This is a genomic window from Ochrobactrum sp. BTU2 (assembly GCF_024539785.1).
GTDB lineage: Bacteria > Pseudomonadota > Alphaproteobacteria > Rhizobiales > Rhizobiaceae > Brucella > Brucella anthropi.
In genome coordinates, this window is the sequence record NZ_JAHWRG010000001.1 from 858,173 (window position 1) to 879,576 (window position 21,404).

A 21,404-nucleotide genomic window follows, 5' to 3' on the forward strand; every position below is an offset into this window, starting at 1 on the left:
CCGTATGGCACGCGCCCTCGTCATGATCCCTGCGGGAGAAGTGTACGATCACGACAATGTCCGCTGGTATCGTCACACCGACGTTCAGGGCAGCATCAATCATTATCACAATATCGGCGATGCCTTCGTGTTCGAGTCATCGTTGAAACTGATGAATTACGAGAAGGCTTCAGAACTTCCGATCACCAATTTCTCACCTGAGAAGATTGATCAGCTGCGTGAAGAGTATGATTATGTGATCCTGCGCGGTTCGAACTATATCAACAAGGATATGAACTGGCGCGACACGATCCCGGTCTTGCAACGGCTTAAACTGCCGGTCATAGCATTCGGTATCGGAGCACAAGCGCCGGTCAGAGGAGAAATACAGCTTTCCGAAGAGACCAAGGCGGTCCTGCGCATCATTGCAGATTCGACGACATCCATCGGTGTGCGCGGCGCTTACACGGCGCAGGTACTGAACGATATCGGCATCCGCAATGTGCGCATCGTCGGTTGTCCAACGGCGTTTCGCCGCAACAACCAGCATTTGCGTATCAAGTTGCCACCACTGGAAAACGTGGCTCAAGTCGGCGTTACGGTTCGTCGAGAGGTTTCACCAGCCTATGCGCAGGATATCGAGCAATATCTGACGCGTCACCGCGACCTTATCAAAACCATGGCCGAGCGCTTCGATGTGACCTTGATGGCTCAGGGCGAGATCGATGAGAAGAAAATGGTCTTCGGCACTGCGGAGCAGAAGGAGGAGGCCATTGCAGCGCTCAAGAACCATCGCTGGACAGCGGACTGGTATTTCGACGAGACAATAGAAAACCTCTATCGCCATCGTATGTTCTATTCGGATGTCGTTGCCGATTACGAGGAACTGGTGCGCAGGCAACAGCTCGTTCTCGGCTATCGCCTGCATGGTAATCTGATGGCGCTGGCCAACGGTGTGCCGTCCATCTATTTCACCTATGACAGCCGTACAGCCGAATTTGCCGAAACCTACAAGATACCGAGCTATGACGTCTTCAGCGACAAGCCTTTCCGGCTGGAAGACTATTGGGATCAGTCGTTGTTCGACAAGTATAACCGGGCATGGTTCGAGACCTATGCCGAGATGAAGCAGTTTCTCGATGAAAATGGTGTCGACAACAAGATGACCGAAACCGGACTTCCCATCGCGGAACTGAAGGTCGCGTAAGATTTAGTTCTTTGGCAGTTGAGCGGAGCTATTCCCCTTCTGCTCTTCTGCCAGAAGCGACCACGCAGCAATGAACATCGCGGCAATCAGCGGCCCGACCACAAAACCATTGATCCCGATCAGTGAAATGCCCCCAACCGTGGAGATCAGCACGACATAATCCGGCATGCGGGTGCCTTTTCCGACCAGAGGCGGGCGCAGGAGATTATCGACCAGTCCGATCACGAATACGCCCACGAAAACCAGAATGCCTCCGCTGATCCATTCTCCGCTTGCAAAGAACCAGGCCGCTGCCGGCACCCAGACCAGTGCTGCGCCGACCGCTGGCAGCATGGAAAGGAATGTCATCAACACGCCCCAGAGCAAAGCCGCCTCAACGCCCAAGGACCAGAAAGTCACACCGCCGATCGTGCCCTGAATGATGGCAATGATGATATTGCCTTTCACCGTCGCGCGGATGACAGCGATGAACTTTTCCAGAAACTGCCGCGTGTAATCATCATTGAGCGGAATGGCCTGCCTGATCTTCCGTCCAAGGTCCGCACCGTCGCGAAACAGGAAGAACAGCAGATAGAGCATGATGCCGAAGCCTATGAAAAATTGCAGCGTGTTCTGGCCGAAGCTGACCAGTTTTCCGGCAAAAAGCTGACTGCCCTGCATGATCGCAGACGATATGCGCGCCCGCCATTCCGCGAAATCACCCAGCTCGAACCGGGTCAGCCACTCCTCCAACGAATCCGGCAAGGCGCCCAGAATGCGTGAGATATAGCTGTTCAGATCAAACTCGCGACTGCTCAGGCGTTGATAGAGAGAGTTTCCCTCCTGTACCAGCGAACCGAAAATCGCAAGCATTGGAATGATGACCAGACAGATGCACATCAGCACGGAAAGCAGAGCGGCAATGTTTTTCCTGCCGCCGAGCAGACGTTCCAGGCGTTGTTGTACTGGCGAGAACACCACGGCGAGAATGACTGCCCAGAGAACCGCCGAATAATAAGGCAACAGCAGCCATGCAAAGGCGATGGTGACCAGTGCCAGTAGAATATAGAAGCTCGCGCGCTGGACGGACATAATCACCTGCTGCAGATTTCCGGGTCAGGAAACCCTGCCCGGAAAACCATTCCAATTCAATAGAGAAGCGCAGGCCCGGCAGGTTATGCCGCTTTCAGAGGCACCCGCTTTTCATCGGGAAGTGAACGCGCGAGTGTGCTCAGAAGATCGCTTTGCGACACCAAACCGATGATGCGGCGCATTTCATCAACAACCACGACAGCATGCGCCAATCCATCGGTCAGGCTGGGCAGAAGGCTCATCACCGGATCGGCTTGCGCAGCGGTGGGCGCTTCCACGATATAGTTTCTGAAATCGTCACCCGGATGCATCAATTCGCGCAAACCGACTACGCCTTTCAGGCGACCGTCGGCCGTGTGTACCGGCAAGGTCAGTAGATTATGCCGCAAGATCAGGTCGCGCGCCTGGCTCGCCGTTGCATCTTCATCGATACTGACGACATCACGAGACATAATGTCGGCGCAGGTCAGGTCGCCGTGGGAACGAATGGACACTTCAAGCTCCACTTGCCGCAGCAGACGTCCAAGATCGTTGCGATCGATATCGAAGCTTTCATCCAGTGCAAGCAAGGCGCGGTCGATATCTTCCTCGCGGATACCCATCCGGACCGAAGGCGGCAAATCTTCGGTGCTGTGCTTGTTTACCGGAGCAGCCGCCGCCACGTGCGGATATTTCCGACGCGACAGTTTGTGAAAAAGGATACCAAGGCCGACCAGAAGGCAAGAGTTCAGCGCGACCGGCACAAGCGGAAACAGCAATCCCCACTTGGCAACCGCAGAACCACCCAGAACTGCAGTCAGCGCCGCTGCGCCACCGGGCGGATGGAGGCTACGGGTAACCGACATTGCCGCGATCGCGAGCGCCACGCCAAGGCCGATCGCCAAAGCCGGATCATCAACAAACTGGGTGACGGCCAGTCCCACAAAGGCGGAAATCGTGTTGCCGCCGATGATCGACCACGGCTGCGCCAGCGGGCTGGTTGGAACTGCGAAAAGCAGAACCGCCGAAGCACCGATTGGCGCTACGATCAAAGGCAGATGCGGACCGCTTCCCAGCAGCATGCTCGATATGAATCCGGTCAGCGCGATACCAATCAAGGCACCGAGGCAAGCAATCGAACGTTCTCGCAGCGTTGCACCGGCAAGAACTGGCTTGAACAGTCGGAGCGCACGCGACTGGTGTTGTTCTGGATCTCTCTGGGTCATTCCGTCAATCAGGCCGATGATAGGGGACGCTTCAGCGAAAACCCGTTGAAGCTAAAGACTGTTCTCTTGGGGGTGAGACAATATCCTGCCCTTGCCGGATTCGAACAAGAAAGCAAATCCGTATCCGCTTGCCGGAATGGAAAAATTGTTCCCCGTTCATCAACTCATCGAGAACAATGGTCTCAATGTCATTTCAAGCCCCAGGATCATAAGGCCGATCAGAAACCATCGACGAAAGTTTTCCGGTCGGATTTTGCGGCGACAAGCCTGCCCTAGGAACATGCCAACCAGTGAAGGAACAATGGCCAGAACAGACGCCAGCAGGAGATCACCGGAATATGCTTGCCTGCTCGAAAGCCCGACCGCAAGTGCAGCAGTCGAGACAGTAAAGGAAAGCCCGAGCGACTGCACAAGATCATCTTTTCTGAATCCTAGCGATTGCAGATAGGGCACAGCCGGTATGACGAATATCCCTGTAGCGCCCGCAATCAAGCCGGTCAGCAGCCCGATGACAGGTGACAGCAGGCGTTCAAGCTTTTCCGACACCTGTAGCTGGCGGGCGAACAACGTGTAGGCTGCATAGATAACGAGCGAGAAGCCCAGCATCGATGTGGTGACTGCAATGTTCCCCCCGACCAGAACCGCAGTTCCCGCAATGGTCCCGACTGCAATGGCAAGCATCATGCTCCAGAGACGAAGCATAAGCTGACCGAAGCTAGGCCCCGCCAGAAGCTGCCAAAGATTGGTGATGAAAGACGGAATAATCAACAGGCTTGCAGCTGAGAGCGGAGATATCAGCGCGCCCAATATGCCCATGGCGACTGTGGGCAGCCCCATTCCTGTCACGCCTTTGACAAAGCCGGCACCGAGGAACGTTACCGCAATCGTCAGGATCAAGGGTAATGAATAAATCATGTCCCTGCTATAGCGACTTGGCCATCGGACGGAATGCGGAAGTTCCTTATAGAGCCTTCGGCTTTCCCATAGGCAGAATTCGCGCTAACATCGCTTATGCGCTTTGATCTTACCGACCTTCGCCTCTTCCTCGCTGTCGCCGATACCGGCAGCATCACTCATGGCGCGGCTGAAATCGGCCTGTCGCTTCCAGCGGCAAGCGAGCGCCTGCGTGATATGGAGGCCTCCGGGCAGGTTTCGCTTTTGGAGCGGGGACGACGCGGCGTTGCCCTTACCGAAGCAGGCGAAGCCCTTGTCCATCACGCAAGAGCGGTCATGCGGCAGATGGCCGACCTGCATAGCGAATTGGGCTCACATGCCAAAACCATGCGCACAGCCATTCGCGTCGCGGCCAATACCGCTACCGTCACCGAATATCTTCCGGCAAAACTCGCCGCCTGGATGGCAAAAAATCCTCGCATCGATGTGGAGTTGAAAGAACGACAGAGCAGCGATATTGCTCGTGCCATTTTGCGCGGCTTTGTTGAGATCGGAATTTTATCGGATGCGGTGGAAACTACGGGTTTGGAGCTGGTTCCTTTTGCAATAGATCAGCTGGTACTGATCACTGCCAGAAGCCATCCGCTGGCTGAACATAAGCGCGTGAGTTTCTCTGACATCCTGCAGGAACAGTTCATCGGTCTATCAGCTGGCGCACTGCAGGAGCACCTCGAAATTCAGGCAACCCGGCTAGGCGGCAGACTTAAAATCAGGACGAAACTCCGCACGTTTGAAGGGGTCGGTAATATGGTGGCTGCCAGCGTAGGTGTTGCGATCATTCCGCAGACCGCCGCCCGACGCCTTAGAAAGACACTCCCCATTGCAACGGTCGCTATCTCCGATGCTTGGGCAAGAAGAAATCTGGCAATAGCGGTGCAATCCTTAGAAGAACTTACCACACCGGCCAGGAGCCTCGTCGATCACCTCGTCTTGAATGCTGAGCTTCCCGCAATTAAAACTGCATAAGATTAGCCCCGATCAGAAAGAACCTTCAAGACGATACCTCAACGCACGGCGAAAACATGACAAGCGAGCTACCCAGACTTTGGTAGTACAAGCGCTTTCATTGAAGGTCAGGCATTGGCAAGCCGCCGGGATACATCTACATTCTTTTTCAAGCGCACCGAATAATCCTGCCAATTCAAGAGCAACAACGGTGCAGAAACATTTTATTGCAGTCATTGAATAGTATCGCATCTGATTGCCCGAAGCGCCCAAAGAGGCGTGGGGAACCAAATTCAGAATACCGGCACGCCCGCCGCAACATAGTCTGGGAGGACGCTATGATGAAAACTATCGCCGCTCTGGCGACAACACTTGCTATTTCCACCGCAGCTTTCACCGCACAGGCACAAAATTATCCGGAACGGACGATCACCATGGTCGTGCCTTTCTCAGCCGGTGGGCCTACCGATACTGTCACGCGACTTGTGGCAGAATCCATGTCCAAGGATCTCGGACAACAGGTTATCGTCGAGAATGTCGGCGGCGCAGGTGGAACACTCGGAGCCGGGCGCGTCGCAACCGCCGATCCGGATGGCTATACGCTTCTGCTTCACCATATCGGCATGGCCACAAGCGCCACGCTTTACCGCAAGCTCGCTTATGACACGCTGAACGCGTTTGAATATGTCGGTCTTGTCACGGAAGTTCCGATGACGATTGTTGCACGCAAAGACCTTGAGCCAACCGATCTCAAGGGGCTGATCGAATATGCCAAGGCCAACAAAGATACGGCGACGGTCGCCAATGCCGGTATCGGCGCGGCATCGCATCTTTGCGGCATGTTGTTCATGAGCGCGATTGAAACGCCGCTCGTTACAGTTCCCTACAAGGGAACCGGCCCGGCCATGACCGATCTTCTCGGTGGACAGGTCGACATCATGTGTGACCAGACCACCAACACGACGAAGCAGATTCAGGCCGGCACGATCAAGGCTTATGCCGTTACCTCGCCTGAACGTCTGGACGTACTGAAAGACCTTCCGACTACCAAGGAAGCCGGTCTGGACGGCATGGAAGTGGGCATCTGGCACGGCATCTATGCCCCCAAGGGAACCCCGGCGGAAGTCACCGAACGTCTGTCGAAGTCGCTTCAGGTGGCCTTGAAAGACCAGAATGTGGTTGCCCGTTTTGCCGAACTCGGCACAAAGCCGTCTCCGGAATCCGATGCGACACCGGCCGCGTTAAAGGCCAAGCTCGAATCCGAAATCGCGCGCTGGAAGCCGATTATCGAAGCTGCAGGACAATACGCGGACTGATCGTACAGGAAACAATCAGGGCATGTCATTTGACGCGCCTTGATTGTCGTTTTCCCTTCGGCTGCACATCAAACTGCAGTCGACGTGATACACGACCGACGTCATATGCCGACCTTCCGGCATAGCCCTTTCAACGGCAAATCCGAAAGACGATTGGCCATGAACGAGCCCTCAAGGAAATTCTCAATAGATCCGACCAACGGATTGTGCGGTGCACTGCTCGCACTGACAGGCGCCTTTTTTGCCTATCAGTCGCTTGGTCTGGACCTCGGCACATCGCTACGTATGGGACCGGGATATTTCCCACTTGTCCTTTCCGGTGTTCTGATCCTGCTTGGACTGGTCATCCTTATTCAGGCTACACGTGTCTCCGGCGAGCCTATCGGCCCGATCGCTTGGCGCGGCCTGTTCTTTATTCTGCCTGCGCCGATATTCTTCGGCCTGACCGTGCGCGGCCTCGGCTTCGTACCGTCGCTGTTTCTGACCTGTCTCATCGCCTCTTTCGCCTCGATGCGTATGAAACCACTTGCAGCGATCATTCTTGCCGCTGCAATCACGGTCTTTTCGGTCATTGTCTTCAGCTACGCGCTCGCGCTGCCATATCAGCGTTTCGGGCCCTGGTGGCCGTTCTAAAGGGGGGCACGAGCATGGAGCTTTTCAACAATCTTGCGCTTGGCTTCTCAACAGCATCGACGCTTGCCAATCTCGGCTTTTGCCTTATCGGCGTATTGCTTGGCACGTTGATCGGCGTTCTGCCGGGCATCGGCGCCACCGCGACCATTGCCATGCTTCTTCCGATCACGTTCCAGATTGGCGATCCGGTTTCCGCACTGATCATGCTTGCTGGCATCTATTACGGTGCCCAATATGGCGGGTCGACAACCGCAATTCTCATCAACATGCCGGGAGAATCCTCGTCCGCAGTGACGGCCATCGACGGCTACCAGATGGCGCGCCGCGGGCGTGCCGGTGCAGCACTTGCAATCGCGGCAATCGGTTCATTCTTCGCCGGTACTGTCTCCACCTTTCTGGTGGCGATCTTCGCTCCGCCACTCACAGAAATCGCCCTGAAATTCGGCTCGGCTGAGTATTTCTCGCTGATGGTCGTCGGGCTGGTGTCGTCCGTGGCACTGGCGCACGGTTCGATCATCAAGGCTCTGGCGATGGTTGTACTGGGGCTGCTGCTCGGCCTTATCGGTACTGACATCTACACCGGCACACCGCGTTTCACGCTCGGCATTACAGAATATGCGGATGGCCTCAATTTCGTTGCCGTTGCTGTCGGCGTGTTCGGCATCGCTGAAATTCTGCGCAATCTCGAAAACGAACATGCGCGCGAAGTGCTGATGGCAAAGGTCACGGGACTGATGCCGACGCGCGACGATTTCAAGCGCATGACTGCGCCAATCCTGCGCGGAACGGTCATCGGTTCGGCGCTTGGTATCCTGCCCGGCGGTGGCGCCATTCTGGCGTCTTTTGCTTCCTACACGGTGGAAAAGCGTATTTCCGATACGCCGGAAGAGTTCGGAAAGGGCGCGATAGCAGGCGTTGCAGGACCGGAATCCGCCAACAATGCCGGTGCACAGACATCCTTCATTCCGATGCTCACGCTCGGCATTCCAGCCAATCCGGTCATGGCATTGATGATCGGCGCCATGATTATTCAGGGCATCGTGCCAGGCCCGAATGTTGCAACAGAACAACCCGCCTTGTTCTGGGGTGTGATTGCGTCGATGTGGATAGGCAATCTCATGCTCATCATCTTGAACCTGCCACTGATCGGCCTGTGGGTAAAGCTTCTGACAGTGCCCTACTATGTGCTTTTTCCGATTATCATGACTTTCTGTTCAATCGGCGTTTATAGCGTCAATTCGAATGTCTACGATCTCTACGCAGTCGCCTTCTTCGGCTTCATCGGCTATCTGCTGGCCAAACTGCGCTGCGAACCGGCCCCCCTGCTGCTTGGCTTCGTTCTCGGCCCGTTGCTGGAGGAACATCTGCGACGCGCCATGATCCTGTCACGCGGCGACCCGGCAACCTTTTTCACCCGCCCGATCAGCGCCATTCTGCTCGCCATAGCTGCGGCCGTTCTCGTGGTCGTGCTGCTTCCATCGGTACGCAAGAAGCGCGACGAGGTGTTCGTCGAGGAAGGTTAACCTAGGTTAAGCCAAAAGATGACGCTGGAGCATTGATATGCTATAGGAACCGGGGGCTTGGCCGGGGGCCTGTATTGTCGTTTGAATCGCCAGCACAGAGGGAGGTGTCATGGCGGACGAACAGCGTCGAAGCTTCCGGCAGCGACTGGCTGCCATCGTCATTGCGGGTATCGGCACGGCCGCCGCAAGCGTATTCTCCTATGCAGCGGCAATTTATGAGGCAGCCAATCCCGAGCCTATGCGGGAACTGAGCCCCGGCGAGACGGTCGATACTGGACGCTGGCACGTGGCGATAACCGGCGCGCGCTTTAGCTCTGTTCCACCGACCGGCGTGAAACCTTACGAGCCCAAAAACTACCTCATGGTCGATGTCAGTCTCGACAATCGTTCCGCGTCGTCAGCCTATGCATCGCGAAGGCTCCTCACCCTCGATCCGCCAAATCCGGCGCTGAAAGACCCGATCGTTTACATCATCAAGGACAAATGGATTGCGAGTCCGATCAATCCCGGCATGCCGGAAAAGCTGACCGTAGTATGGGAATGGCCGCAAGGTGAAACTCCGCCGCAGGAAGTGCGGCTCCTCATTGGCAGTGAAATCTACAAGAAGCGGGATAATCTCTATGGGGCCTCTACATGGCTTGATCGGGACCCCATCGCGGTCATCCAATTGCCTGTTCATATGTCATCTGCCGAGAGCGAAGGATGATGGGCTGGCTCAAAAGCACTCTCATGCTGTGCGTGGCCGTCGCCGCGCTATACGGCATGCAGCATTCCACCCCCTATTACAGCGATATCTTTTCCTCCGTAACCATTGAAGGACAGCAGGGAAAGCCAGCAGAAACCAGTCGTTTCGTCGTCGGCATCGTGAATGTTTATCGAGCCCGGCAACTGACAACACCCGGCATCGGAAGCACCCGCGCCTATAATACGGATGGCGAATGGCTGGTCATCGAGGCCGCAGCCAAAGCAAAGATCGAGAGCCTTGGCCTCGCGGCTGTCGAATGGCTTGGGCCGAACGGTATCCGCTACGCCATGAGCAAACGCCCGACTTATGCGCCCGGTATAGTCGGCTCTGAACGGCTGGAGCCGGGGATTCCACGTCCTATACTGATGGTGTTTGAATTGCCGCGTGACCAGATCGCAGGTGGAAAGCTGCTCATTGCCGAATCTTCACTGACCCCTCTTTCAGAACAGGTGCAGATCAGCATGAACTCCACGGCGCAGGACAATGTCAGCCAGTCAATCGCGATCAAACGCATGGGGACCATCATGCCCTGGCAATTGGAGGTCAGCCAATGAGTGAAGCAGCCTCTTCAGGCGAGCGAAAATCGTTCTGGATATGCCTTGCTCTCCTGATTATCGCCCTGCCCCTTGCTGTTTTCGTGCGTTCCGACGGCGGTTTGTTGCGCTGGATCGAGCAGAACCTGCAAGAGCCGATTGTCGTGCCGCGTGGCGATGTGCAGACTTATGCTGGTGCCAACTGGAAACTGGTCGCATTGGACAAGTTTCCAGGCACATTGCCAAAAACCAGTATCGTACTTGCAGAAATCGAAGTGGCTATTCAGGACACTGAACAGTTGAAACAGTTGATACCCTGTTTCGTAACTGCGACGGACGCTGAAGGCCGCAGCTGGTCGACATTGTATGTATCCAATCAAGTAATCCAAAAACTGAAACCGGAAGCCGCCGACAAGCCGAAATGCTATGATCTTGCCAATGAAAATGGCAGCGCCCCGGTTCGTATCGTCGAGAGCTTTCTTGTTCCCGAAAACGTTGGAGAGCTTTCGCTATCGCTCTCTATGCTGGGGAAACAGCCTGAGCATCTGGTTCTGAAATAGCCCTGTTCTTCTGGCTCACCAACGCATATTCGAGGACTGCCGCCAGAAGTGCGATACGTATTGCGTCAAGCAGGATGCCGCCATCAAGCTCCGTCGGGCTACCGATCAGAATAGCCAGAACATTGGCGATGCGTTGCCAAATTTCGATATCGTATGGTCCAAGATAATGGGTCGTACCGTACCAGATCCATGCGCCGGTCCAGCTTATGGCACGGTAGAGAACGATAAACGACAGCAGGGTTCCAAGCCCTGCCCCGACGACAAGTTTCAGGCAGGTCCATACAGGCCGGTAGCGGCTGCGATAACCGCCCAGATAATGTGCAGTGAAGTCGCTCAACCACTTCCGGAAGGTCGTTCCGCGAGATGGGGCTGGCGGAACCGGTGCTTTCCTGGCGGACAGATCATAGCCGTAGATGATGGCCGCCATCACCAGCCAGACCATCGGCAAGAGCGCATAGAAGAACAGATTCTGCGCCTGTACCCAGAAGCTCGGTTGCTGAAACTCCACGGGCACAAAATTTTCGGCAGCGTAAGCGCTCATCGACAACCATGCAGCACTGACATCGAAACCATCGAGCAGGGACCCGGCCCCAATCCAGCGGATGAGATCATCCTTCCACTTATCGAGCGCAAACAGACCTATGAATATCCAGCTTGCGTCGGCGGCGACAATCAACAGCCGCAACCAAGGTGAATGGACTTTCTCATTCGCCCGTTTGGCAATCCAGCGGATCAGCCAGCAGACGAAAATTGCCGCGATCAGGCTGCCGGAACGCACAAGGTCGAATATGTGCATCTTCTCGCCAAAGGCTGTGCGCTCAAAAGCAAGCCGCGAATATTCGCGCACTGTGTCGCCAAGAAAGCCCCATGCGGCGTAATAGGCGAAGAACGGCAGAATGACGGCTGCCGTCACCATCAGCATACGGTCGGCCTTGCGATTGTCGGGCGACGGTGCGGTTCCTGCCGTAGCGGTTTGGCGCAACGAAGCAAGCGCTGGCAATCCGGGGCGCAGCGTGGCGAACATCGTCACCACGACGAGCAGCTTCACAAGTACGACCAGCGAAAGCACGACCATTCCGGCGAGCGGAAAATATCCGCCCGCGCGTACCGCAGCATCGAGCAGCAAGTCGCGTGCAATATAGCCCAGCGTACCGATAAGCAGCAGCTGGGGCCAGAACCGTGCCAGAAGACGGGCTGTCAGAGCGAGCAGACCGCCGATATCCTTGAGCATCGTCATGGCCGCAGTTTAGCCAGCTGATTGGTAGGGCTCAATATATTTTATTCGTCTAATATATAGACCTGCACTTATCCACGCCGCGTGCCGGAAGATACGATGTCGAGATAGACAGCCAGAACAAGAATGCTCCCCTTGATGATCTGCTGCCAGAACGTATCGACGCCGAGCATGGACATGCCGTTGTCGAGGCTCGACATGATGAGCGCACCGACCAGTGCACCCAGCACGGAACCAACGCCGCCGCGCATGGAGGTGCCGCCGATGAAACAGGAGGCAATGGCGTCAAGTTCGCCGCCCATGCCTGCCGATGGCGTGCCTGCCGCGAGGCGTGAGGTCGTTGTCAGGCCAGCCACCGCCGCCATCAACCCCATCAGTGCGAAGACTGCCATTTTGACGAAATTGACGTTCACGCCGGAAAAGCGCGTCGCTTCGGTGTTCGAACCAACCGCATAGATGTGGCGACCAAACACGGTCTGTTTTGCAATGACAGTGAAGACGCCAAGGATCACCAGCAGGATCAGCACCGGAACCGGCACACCCTGATAGCTGTTGAGGATCAGGATAAAACCGAGGATCAGGATACCAATACCGAGAAGCCTTGCGACTTCCATCCCGGATGAAAGTGTCTGGAGATTATGCTTGCGCTTGCTGGCCCGCGTACGCAACGTCATCAGGATCAGCACGCCGAACAGGGCAATGGCGCAGAGATTGCCAAGCCAGCCCGGCAGATAGCCCTGTCCGATATATTTGAACTCCGGAGAGATCGGCGCAATGGTGACGCCACCCATAATGCCGAGCACGATGCCGCGAAACACAAGTTGGCCGCCAAGCGTGACGATGAAGGACGGTATGCCGAGATAGGCAGTCAGCCAGCCGTTAAAAGCGCCAAGCGCCACGCCGAGAACCAGAACCGTGCTGATCGTCGCCCATAAGGGCCATCCGTAGATCACATCGAGAACAGCGGCGACACCGCCCAAAAGCCCTAATAGTGCGCCGACAGAAAGATCGATTTCGCCGGCAACAATGACGAAAACCATCGCAGATGCGAGCATTCCGGTAATGGCCATCTGGCGTAGAAGATTGGAGAAGTTGCGTGCCGTCAGGAACTGCGAACGTCCCATTTCGGGGTCATAGGTAAGGATCGCAAACAATGCCCAGATGAGCGCAACCACAATCAGCAGCGCGACAATCTTATAATCCGCCAGAAACTTCCGAAGGCTTTTGCCCGTCAATGTCATATCATGCACCGGTCAAATTTGAGCATTTCCAGCAAAGATGTGAAGCGGTTTTGCATAAGGAAAATGCGTGAAAACAAAGAGTTATTCGAGGATCAGGCCGCATTGGTCATCGGTTTGCCGATTGCAGCGGCAAGCACCTTCTCCTGGGTAAGATTTTCATTGGGGAAATCGCCACGCAGCCTGCCCTCGCCGATCACGAGAACACGGTCGCTGATGCCAAGAACTTCCGGCATTTCGGAAGAGACCATCAGCACCGCGACACCCTGTTTCGCGAGTGCGAAGATCAGTTTGTAGATTTCATATTTCGCACCAACATCGACGCCCCGCGTCGGCTCATCGAGAATGAGCACCTTGGGGTCTGGCAGCATCATCTTCGACAGCACCGCCTTTTGCTGGTTGCCACCGGACAGGGACGCAATTTCCAGCATCGGATCGGCAGTCTTCACCTTGAGGCGCAGAATTTCGCGCTGGATCGTGGCCAGTTCCGCTTCCTTGTCGAGCAATCCGCGCAAGGAAAAGCGATCCAGCACGGAGACCGTCATATTATAGCCCACAGGCATGATCGGCAGGATGCCATCCTTCTTTCGGTCCTCCGGCACCATGCAGATGCCCTGTCGAACCGCATCACGCGGCGTGCGGATTTTCAGCTCCTTGCCTTCCAGAAAGACTTGACCGTCATGCGCTCCGGGCCAGACACCGAACAGGCTGGACACCAGTTCCGTGCGCCCCGCGCCCACCAGCCCGGCAATACCGAGAATTTCACCGCGTCGCAGCGCGAATGAAACATTGTCGACCACCTTGCGATCCGGATTGGTCACATCCCAGCAGTTGATTTTGCGTGCCTCGAAAACAACCTCGCCAATATCGTGCGGCTCGCGCGGAAACAGGTTTTTCATCTCGCGCCCCACCATCATGGTGATGATGGCTGGCGTGGTGAGTTCCGCCATCGGCTTCGTCGCGATATGCGTTCCGTCGCGAATGACCGTCACCGTGTCGGAAATTTCGGCCACTTCATCCAGCTTGTGGGAGATGTAGACACAGGCCATGCCTTGCGCCTTGAAGTCCTTGATGAGATCGAGAAGGACGCGTGTTTCGGATGCCGTCAGCGCCGATGTCGGCTCATCCAGAATGAGCAGCTTCGCATTCTTGTTGATCGCCTTTGCGATCTCGATCAACTGCTGCTTGCCACCCGGATAATGATAGACCGGAAGCGCGACATTGATGTCATGGATCTTGAGGCGCGCCAGAAGTTCCGTCGCGCGCGCATTCATCTGGTCATAATCGATGAAGCCTCCGCTTGTCGGCTCCGATCCCAGAAAGATGTTTTCCGCAACCGAGAGATGCGGCACCATCATGAGTTCCTGATGGATGATGACGATACCCGCGGCTTCCGTATCGCGGATGCCCGTCGCCTTCAGTTCCTGGCCTTCCCAGAAAATTTCCCCGCTCCAGGTGCCATGGGGATAAACGCCGGAAAGCACTTTCATCAGCGTGGATTTGCCTGCGCCGTTCTCACCGCAAAGGCCGACACACTCGCCCGCGCGCACTTTCAGGTAAATACCGTCAAGCGCTTTCACGCCGTTGAAGTCCTTACCGATATTGCGCATCTCTAGAAGATATTCGGACATCGCATATGACCTTGCAGTAATGCAGCAGAATGAGCCGTCCGGTTTCAAACCACACCATCTTCTGGCGGAAATGTTCCGGACAACGCTGTCACAGACAGCATCGACAAGTTGGTGGGGCCAGAAGCTGGATCATGATTTCCAGACTTCCGGCCCCACTATTCTCTCAAGGATAAGTCGCCGGAAAAGCTTACTTCCCTTCAATCTGCTCCTTGGTGTAGAAGCCGTCCTGAACGTAGATGTCGATATTGTCCTTGGTCACGGCAGTCGGCGTCAGCAGAAGCGTGTCGACCTGCTTGCCGCCATTGTCGAGCTTGGAATTGAACTCAGGCGTTTCACCCTTGACCATCTGGACGGTCAGCTTGGCAGCTTCCGAAGCAATGAGTTTCAGCGGCTTGTAGACCGTCACGGTCTGCGTACCGTCAATCAGACGCTTGACGGCGGCAAGGTCGCTATCCTGACCGGAAACAGCAGTCTTTCCAGCCAGTCCCTGCGCGGCAAGAGCCTGAATGGCGCCACCGGCGGTGCCGTCGTTTGAAGCAACAACCGCATCAATCTTGTTCTGTGCAGCCGTCAGAGCATTTTCCATGATGGAGAGCGCTTCCGTCGGGCTCCACTCCTTCACCCACTGCGAGCCGATGACCTTCACCTTGCCTGAATCGATAGCTTCTTTCAGAGCCTTTTCCTGTCCGGCACGGAGAAGCTTGGCGTTGTTATCCGTCGGCGAGCCGCCAAGGAGATAATAATTGCCTTCCGGCTTGGCCTTCAGAACGGCTTCAGCCTGCATGAAGCCGACGCGCTCATTGTCGAACGAGATATAGGCATCGATATCCGCATTGAGGATCAGACGGTCATAGGACAGAACCTTGATGCCGGATGCCTTGGCATCAGCCACAACCGCATCGAAAACCTTGGAGTTCATCGGCACGATGACGATGGCGTCAACACCCTGCGCAATCAGGTTTTCAACCTGCTTGACCTGCTTTTCCTCGTTGCCGTCAGCCGACTGTACATTGACCTTGGCGCCCAGCTTTTCTGCCGCTTCAATGAAATAGTCGCGATCACGCGCCCAGCGCTCGACGCGAAGGTCGTCGATGGAAAAGCCAATGACCGGGTTTTCCGGCGAAGCATAGACCGGCGTGGACGCCATGGCGCCAATGCCCAAAGCCGCGGCAACCAGCGCGCCGGTCAGAAAATTACGACGTTTCATGCAAATCTCCTCCAAACAACACCGGCGTGCTACCGGCTGATACCAAACCGCGCCCCCGAACGTATTCCGCCCCCGGAGTTCGGCACAACAAAACAGCCCTCTTCAGAGCTGCTTATTCCTTGAATGGCTGATCCTCCCAAAGGCGCTTTGCGCCAAGATCACTCCATCGGGACAGCGTGCAAAAGACACACTGCCCCATCCTCGGGAACCATTGATACGTGAAGAAAAATGAATAGCAAGCATTTTTTGATTTACGTACCTCATTTTTGATCTTATGGTCCGCATCGAGGAGCGAGGATGAAACCTACAGTCCATGATATAGCCAGAACAGCGGGCGTCAGCCTTGCCACGGTAGACCGTGTGCTGAACGAACGTCCGGGCGTGAGAGCGAAGACGCGCGACCGGGTTATGGAAGCGATGAACACGCTCGGCTATGTGCGCGATGTGGGTGCTGCCAACCTCGCGCGCGGACGGCTTTATCAGTTCGATTTTATTTTGCCGGACAATGAAAATACCTTCATGCTGAGCCTGCGCGCGGAACTGCAATCCGCGACAGAACGGGCTTTGGCTGAGCGTGTGCTGGTCAATGTCGTACTCGTTCCGGCCTTCGATGAAGCAGCACTTGTCGCAGCACTGGACGAATGTGCCTCACGCAAGCCCGACGGCGTTGCATTCGTGGCAGTCGACACCGATCCCGTGCGCGAAGCCTGCGCCCGATTGGGTGAGCAAGGCATTCACGCCGTCACGCTCGTATCCGACCTTGGGCATTCCACACGAACGCATTATGTCGGCGTCGATAACGGCGCAGCCGGACGCACGGCAGCGCGGCTTCTGGGGCTCTTTGCCAACGGAACGGAGGGGGCTCTTGCGGTGGTCGCCGGTTCGTTGAAAGTCCGCGATCATCAGGAACGTTTCGACGGTTTTACGGCAGCCATGAAAGCAGACTTTCCGGGCCGCGAGATATTGCCCGTTCTGGAAGGCTTCGATGAAGGATCGCGTGTGGAACAGCTTGTCGGCAAGCTGCTTGACGAGCGCAGCGACATTGCCGGGATTTATAGCCTCGGCGCTGGCAACAGCGGTCTTGTGAAGGCGTTGGCTGAGCATACATCCAATCGACCGCTCGTCATCGCGCATGAACGCGACAGCGTGACCTCAAAAGCGCTGACAGATGGCATTATCCATGCGGTGCTGGCGCAGGATGCGGGCCATGAAATCCGCAGCGCCATCCGGGTTCTCAAAGCATCTGCGGATCGTCTGGCGATCGTTCCGGGACAGGAACACATCCGCATCGAAATTTTCCTTAAAGACAACCTGCCGCATTTCGACTGACGCGCGGGCCACAACGCCTTTCCAACAGGAGCAAATATGTATCTCGGGCTCGATCTAGGAACATCCGGTGTCAAGGCGCTGTTGATCGACGACGCGCAGACGGTGATCGGTTCGGCCCATGGCGAACTGGACGTGTCCCGCCCCCATCCGGGCTGGAGCGAACAGGACCCGGCACAGTGGATCAAGGCCTGCCGCACTGCAATTGATGGCCTACGCGCGGCCCATCCGAAAGAGTTTTCAGCGATTGCCGGTATCGGCCTTTCCGGCCAGATGCATGGCGCTACCCTGCTGGACGAACAGGATCAGGTATTGCACCCCTGCATCCTCTGGAACGATACGCGCAGCTATCGCGAAGCGGCCAAACTCGATGCCGATCCGGCGTTTCGCGCCATCACCGGCAATATTGTCTTTCCCGGTTTTACCGCACCGAAGCTGGTCTGGGTTGCCAATAACGAACCGGATATTTTTGCGCGCATCCGCAAGGTGCTGCTGCCGAAGGACTACCTTCGCCTCTGGCTGACCGGGGAATATGTCTCCGACATGTCGGATTCGGCAGGCACGAGCTGGCTGGATACCGGTGCACGCCATTGGTCGCGCGAGCTTCTGGACAAGACCAACCTCGATGAGAGCCAGATGCCGCGCCTTGCCGAAGGCACGGACGCAACCGGACGGCTGCGGGCCGGACTTGCCGCCGAATGGGGCATTGCCGGTCAGCCGGTCGTGGCGGGCGGTGCTGGCGACAATGCCGCCTCGGCCTGCGGCATGGGCACAGTTAAGCCGGGCCATGCCTTCGTTTCGCTCGGCACATCAGGCGTGCTCTTTGCCGCAAATGGTGCCTATCAGCCGAAGCCTGAAAGTGCGGTTCATGCCTTCTGTCATGCCTTGCCCGGCACATGGCACCAGATGGGTGTCATCCTGTCCGCAGCAAGCGCGCTTGACTGGTATGCACGGCTTGTCGGCAAAACGGCACATGAACTCGATAAGGCACTCGGCGACACGCTGAATGCACCGGGCAGCGCGACATTCCTGCCCTATCTCTCGGGCGAACGCACCCCGTATAACGATGCGAAGATACGCGGCGTATTTTCAGGCCTTGAGCATGAATCCGATCAGCGCGCATTAACGCAAGCCGTTCTGGAAGGCGTCGCCTTCGCTATCCGTGACAATCTCGCCGCGCTGCAATCGGCTGGCACCGATATCAAGTCGCTGACCGCCGTCGGCGGTGGCTCGCGCTCCACCTATTGGCTGAAGGCAATCGCGACCGCGTTGAATGTACCGATTGCCTTGCCGGAAGAAGGCGACTTCGGCGGCGCTTATGGTGCCGCACGACTGGGCCTCATTGCGGCAACCGGCGTCGATCCATTTGCCGTCTGCACGCCACCGCGTACGGAGCGCACGATAGAGCCGGAAGCCGCCCTGCTCCCTGCCTATGAGGAAGCCTATCAGCGCTATCACGCCCTTTATCCGGCACTGCACGCCCTCGCCGGTTCGTGACGCTGCCGCAAACAATCAGACATGACGACATTCGAACGGGAGGACACAATGAGCACCGGATTTTTCGGCGACATTCAAAAGGTTAAATATGAGGGGCCGGACAGTGATAGCCCGCTGGCATTTCGCCACTATAATCCGGATGAAATCGTGCTGGGCAAGCGCATGGAAGACCATCTGCGCTTTGCAGTCGCCTACTGGCACAGCTTTGCCTGGGAGGGTGGCGACCCGTTCGGCGGACGCACCTTCGACCGTCCCTGGTATTCCAACGAGCTGGATGCGGCAAAGCTCAAAGCTGACGTGGCTTTCGAGTTCTTCTCCCTGCTTGGCGCGCCCTATTATTGCTTCCACGATGCCGATGTGCGGCCCGAAGGACGCAACTTTGCGGAAAACACACGATATCTCAACGAAATCGTCGATATTTTCGAGAAGAAGCAGGCCGAAACCGGCGTAAAGCTGCTCTGGGGCACAGCCAATCTCTTTTCCAACCGCCGCTATATGGGCGGGGCCGCAACCAATCCCGATCCAGATGTGTTCGCCTTTGCCGCAGCGACCGTAAAAAGCTGCATCGACGCAACGAAACGGCTCGGTGGTGAGAACTACGTGCTCTGGGGTGGTCGCGAAGGCTATGAAACGCTGCTCAACACCGATCTTGGACGCGAACTTGACCAGATGGGACGGTTCCTCAATCTGGTGGTCGAATACAAGCATAAGATCGGTTTCAAGGGCACGATCCTGATCGAACCGAAGCCGCAGGAGCCGACCAAGCATCAATATGATTACGACGTCGCGACGGTTTATGGCTTCCTGAAGCGTTACGGCCTCGAAAGCGAAGTGAAGGTCAATATTGAGCAGGGCCACGCCATTCTCGCCGGTCATTCGTTCGAGCATGAACTGGCGCTTGCCCGTGCACTTGGCATTTTCGGTTCCATCGACATGAACCGCAATGACTATCAGTCAGGCTGGGATACGGACCAGTTCCCGAACAATGTGCCGGAAATGGCGCTCGCCTATTATCAGGTCCTGCTGGCAGGCGGCTTCACCACCGGCGGCACGAATTTCGACGCCAAGCTGCGCCGTCAGTCGCTCGATCCGCAAGACCTGCTGATCGGCCATATCGGTGGCATGGACTGCTGTGCACGCGGGCTGAAAGCAGCCGCCGCAATGCTTGAAGACGGCGCCTTGTCCAAGCCGCTCGATGAGCGTTATGCAGGCTGGAACGGCGATTTCGGCAAGAAGCTTTTGACTGGCCTCTCGCTGGACCAGATCACAGCTGAAGTCGAAACGAAGGACATCAATCCGCAGCCGAAATCCGGCCGCCAAGAGTATCTCGAAAACGTCGTCAATCGCTACGTTTGAAGCCATTAAATCGACGGATACAAAAAAGGGCGCCATTGGCGCCCTTTCTTTTAATCCATGTCAATTTCTAAAGCTTGACCCAGCCGCCGTTTTTCTGTGACGAGCGCACGCAGGCATCGATGAAAGCAACGCCCTTCAATCCGTCATCGACGGTTGGATAAATCACGGCGCTATCCGGCTTTTTGCCGTTGCGATGAGCTTCGATGGCATTGGCCGCTTCCGAATAGATCGTAGCAAAAGCTTCCAGATAACCTTCAGGATGCCCAGCCGGCACGCGGGTCACGCGTGCGCTCGCAGAGCCAGTACCGGCACCGCCCCGCGTGATGAGCCGCTTTTGCTCGCCAAAAGGCGTGAACCAGAGATAGTTCGGGTCCTCCTGCGCCCATTCAATGCCGCCCTTTGTGCCATAGACGCGCAGGCGCAGCGCATTTTCATTGCCGGGCGCAACCTGGCTGCACCAGAGCATGCCCTTGGCACCGCCCGCAAAACGGAGCATCACATGCGCATTGTCGTCCAGGCGACGTCCCTCGACAAAACTGTCGAGATCAGCCGCAAGGCTGTCGAGCGCCAGGCCGGTCACGAAGGAGGCGAGATTGAAGGCGTGCGTGCCAATATCGCCGGTCGCGCCGCCTAGTCCCGATTGCGCCGGATCGGTGCGCCAGACAGCGCCCTTGGCACCGGTTGCCTCAACCGCTTCGGTCAGCCAGTCCTGCGCATATTCCACCTGTACGACACGAAGATCGCCAAGATCGCCATTGGCGATCATCTCGCGCGCCTGCCGCACCATCGGATAGCCCGTGTAATTATGCGTCAGAACAAACAAGGCACCGCTTTCATCGGCGACCTTTTTCAACTTCTTCGCATCGGCAAGCGTCGAGGTCAGCGGCTTGTCGCAGATGACGTGAATGCCGCGCCGCAGAAACTCCTTGGCAGCTTCATAGTGAACGTGGTTCGGCGTTACGATGGAAACGGCTTCAATGCCGTTTTTCAGCCGAGCCTCACGAATAGCCATGTCCTTGTAGCTGGAATAGATGCGGTCTTCGGCCAGCCCCAGTTCGCGCCCCGAGGCCTGCGCCTTTTCCGCTGATGACGACAAAGCGCCTGCCACCAGTTCGAACCGGTTGTCGAGCCGCGCCGCCATGCGGTGCACGCCGCCGATAAACGCGCCAGCCCCACCGCCCACCATGCCGAGGCGGATACGGGGAGCAGCAGTTTCCGTAGTTTTAGCTTCGATGGTCATTGCG

General features: G+C 56.5%; 19 protein-coding genes. 11 read left to right on the forward strand and 8 right to left on the reverse strand.

What is annotated here, in order from left to right; genetic code table 11:
- The first annotated feature begins 4 nt into the window (after window positions 1-4).
- The gene (locus KWJ32_RS03955; protein ID WP_040128358.1) at window positions 5-1,186 is read left to right on the forward strand and encodes a polysaccharide pyruvyl transferase family protein; all 1,182 of its coding nucleotides are present in this window, start codon (window positions 5-7) and stop codon (window positions 1,184-1,186) included.
- 3 nt (window positions 1,187-1,189) lie between these two features.
- Here KWJ32_RS03955 and KWJ32_RS03960 read toward each other — a convergent pair whose 3' ends face one another.
- The 3 genes from KWJ32_RS03960 to KWJ32_RS03970 all read right to left on the reverse strand — a co-directional run bounded on the left by KWJ32_RS03960 (window position 1,190) and on the right by KWJ32_RS03970 (window position 4,377).
- Window positions 1,190-2,257: an AI-2E family transporter gene (locus tag KWJ32_RS03960; RefSeq protein ID WP_012092851.1), complete on the reverse strand. Its 1,068-nt coding sequence runs from the start codon at window positions 2,255-2,257 to the stop codon at window positions 1,190-1,192.
- 83 nt (window positions 2,258-2,340) lie between these two features.
- Window positions 2,341-3,462, reverse strand: coding sequence for an HPP family protein (locus KWJ32_RS03965; protein ID WP_012092850.1), 1,122 nt, complete (start codon window positions 3,460-3,462; stop codon window positions 2,341-2,343).
- Window positions 3,463-3,621: 159 nt separating this feature from the next.
- Window positions 3,622-4,377: a sulfite exporter TauE/SafE family protein gene (locus KWJ32_RS03970; RefSeq protein ID WP_012092849.1), complete on the reverse strand. Its 756-nt coding sequence runs from the start codon at window positions 4,375-4,377 to the stop codon at window positions 3,622-3,624.
- 96 nt (window positions 4,378-4,473) lie between these two features.
- Here KWJ32_RS03970 and KWJ32_RS03975 point away from each other — a divergent pair, with 96 nt between their 5' ends.
- The 7 genes from KWJ32_RS03975 (at window position 4,474) to KWJ32_RS04005 (ending at window position 10,671) form a co-directional block, all read left to right on the forward strand.
- A complete protein-coding gene (locus tag KWJ32_RS03975; RefSeq protein WP_012092848.1) occupies window positions 4,474-5,382 on the forward strand; it encodes a LysR substrate-binding domain-containing protein in 909 nt (302 codons plus the stop codon).
- Window positions 5,383-5,699: 317 nt separating this feature from the next.
- The gene (locus tag KWJ32_RS03980; RefSeq protein ID WP_012092847.1) at window positions 5,700-6,677 is read left to right on the forward strand and encodes a tripartite tricarboxylate transporter substrate-binding protein; all 978 of its coding nucleotides are present in this window, start codon (window positions 5,700-5,702) and stop codon (window positions 6,675-6,677) included.
- A 159-nt stretch (window positions 6,678-6,836) separates the two neighbouring features.
- Window positions 6,837-7,310, forward strand: coding sequence for a tripartite tricarboxylate transporter TctB family protein (locus KWJ32_RS03985; RefSeq protein WP_010658620.1), 474 nt, complete (start codon window positions 6,837-6,839; stop codon window positions 7,308-7,310).
- A 14-nt stretch (window positions 7,311-7,324) separates the two neighbouring features.
- The gene (locus KWJ32_RS03990; RefSeq protein ID WP_010658619.1) at window positions 7,325-8,833 is read left to right on the forward strand and encodes a tripartite tricarboxylate transporter permease; all 1,509 of its coding nucleotides are present in this window, start codon (window positions 7,325-7,327) and stop codon (window positions 8,831-8,833) included.
- Between the two features lie 109 nt (window positions 8,834-8,942).
- The gene (locus KWJ32_RS03995; protein ID WP_012092845.1) at window positions 8,943-9,539 is read left to right on the forward strand and encodes a hypothetical protein; all 597 of its coding nucleotides are present in this window, start codon (window positions 8,943-8,945) and stop codon (window positions 9,537-9,539) included.
- Window positions 9,539-10,132 carry a hypothetical protein gene (locus KWJ32_RS04000; protein ID WP_040128716.1) on the forward strand — a complete coding sequence of 198 codons (594 nt, stop codon included), beginning with the start codon at window positions 9,539-9,541 and terminating at the stop codon, window positions 10,130-10,132. The genes KWJ32_RS03995 and KWJ32_RS04000 overlap by 1 nt, the downstream gene beginning before the upstream one ends.
- Complete coding sequence (locus tag KWJ32_RS04005) at window positions 10,129-10,671, forward strand: hypothetical protein (RefSeq protein ID WP_012092843.1); 543 nt, start codon at window positions 10,129-10,131, stop codon at window positions 10,669-10,671. The genes KWJ32_RS04000 and KWJ32_RS04005 overlap by 4 nt, the downstream gene beginning before the upstream one ends.
- Here KWJ32_RS04005 and KWJ32_RS04010 read toward each other — a convergent pair.
- From KWJ32_RS04010 to xylF, 4 genes are all read right to left on the reverse strand, one after another.
- Window positions 10,631-11,908 (reverse strand): hypothetical protein, encoded by a 1,278-nt coding sequence (locus tag KWJ32_RS04010; protein ID WP_012092842.1) that lies wholly within the window; start codon window positions 11,906-11,908, stop codon window positions 10,631-10,633. The two genes, KWJ32_RS04005 and KWJ32_RS04010, sit on opposite strands and share 41 nt — an antisense overlap.
- A gap of 68 nt (window positions 11,909-11,976) precedes the next feature.
- Window positions 11,977-13,146 carry a sugar ABC transporter permease gene (locus tag KWJ32_RS04015; protein WP_012092841.1) on the reverse strand — a complete coding sequence of 390 codons (1,170 nt, stop codon included), beginning with the start codon at window positions 13,144-13,146 and terminating at the stop codon, window positions 11,977-11,979.
- A gap of 92 nt (window positions 13,147-13,238) precedes the next feature.
- Window positions 13,239-14,774 carry a xylose ABC transporter ATP-binding protein gene (locus tag KWJ32_RS04020; RefSeq protein ID WP_012092840.1) on the reverse strand — a complete coding sequence of 512 codons (1,536 nt, stop codon included), beginning with the start codon at window positions 14,772-14,774 and terminating at the stop codon, window positions 13,239-13,241.
- A gap of 187 nt (window positions 14,775-14,961) precedes the next feature.
- The gene (gene xylF, locus KWJ32_RS04025; protein WP_010658612.1) at window positions 14,962-15,981 is read right to left on the reverse strand and encodes a D-xylose ABC transporter substrate-binding protein; all 1,020 of its coding nucleotides are present in this window, start codon (window positions 15,979-15,981) and stop codon (window positions 14,962-14,964) included.
- Window positions 15,982-16,278: 297 nt separating this feature from the next.
- Here xylF and KWJ32_RS04030 point away from each other — a divergent pair, with 297 nt between their 5' ends.
- The 3 genes from KWJ32_RS04030 to xylA are packed head-to-tail and all read left to right on the forward strand — an operon-like array spanning window position 16,279 to window position 20,160.
- Window positions 16,279-17,310 carry a LacI family DNA-binding transcriptional regulator gene (locus KWJ32_RS04030; protein ID WP_010658611.1) on the forward strand — a complete coding sequence of 344 codons (1,032 nt, stop codon included), beginning with the start codon at window positions 16,279-16,281 and terminating at the stop codon, window positions 17,308-17,310.
- A gap of 36 nt (window positions 17,311-17,346) precedes the next feature.
- Window positions 17,347-18,804 carry a xylulokinase gene (xylB, locus tag KWJ32_RS04035; protein ID WP_012092839.1) on the forward strand — a complete coding sequence of 486 codons (1,458 nt, stop codon included), beginning with the start codon at window positions 17,347-17,349 and terminating at the stop codon, window positions 18,802-18,804.
- 48 nt (window positions 18,805-18,852) lie between these two features.
- Complete coding sequence (xylA, locus tag KWJ32_RS04040; RefSeq protein WP_012092838.1) at window positions 18,853-20,160, forward strand: xylose isomerase; 1,308 nt, start codon at window positions 18,853-18,855, stop codon at window positions 20,158-20,160.
- A 67-nt stretch (window positions 20,161-20,227) separates the two neighbouring features.
- On the opposite strand, the gene KWJ32_RS04045 is transcribed toward xylA, so the two are convergent.
- A complete protein-coding gene (locus KWJ32_RS04045; RefSeq protein ID WP_012092837.1) occupies window positions 20,228-21,400 on the reverse strand; it encodes a Gfo/Idh/MocA family oxidoreductase in 1,173 nt (390 codons plus the stop codon).
- Window positions 21,401-21,404 lie beyond the last annotated feature (4 nt).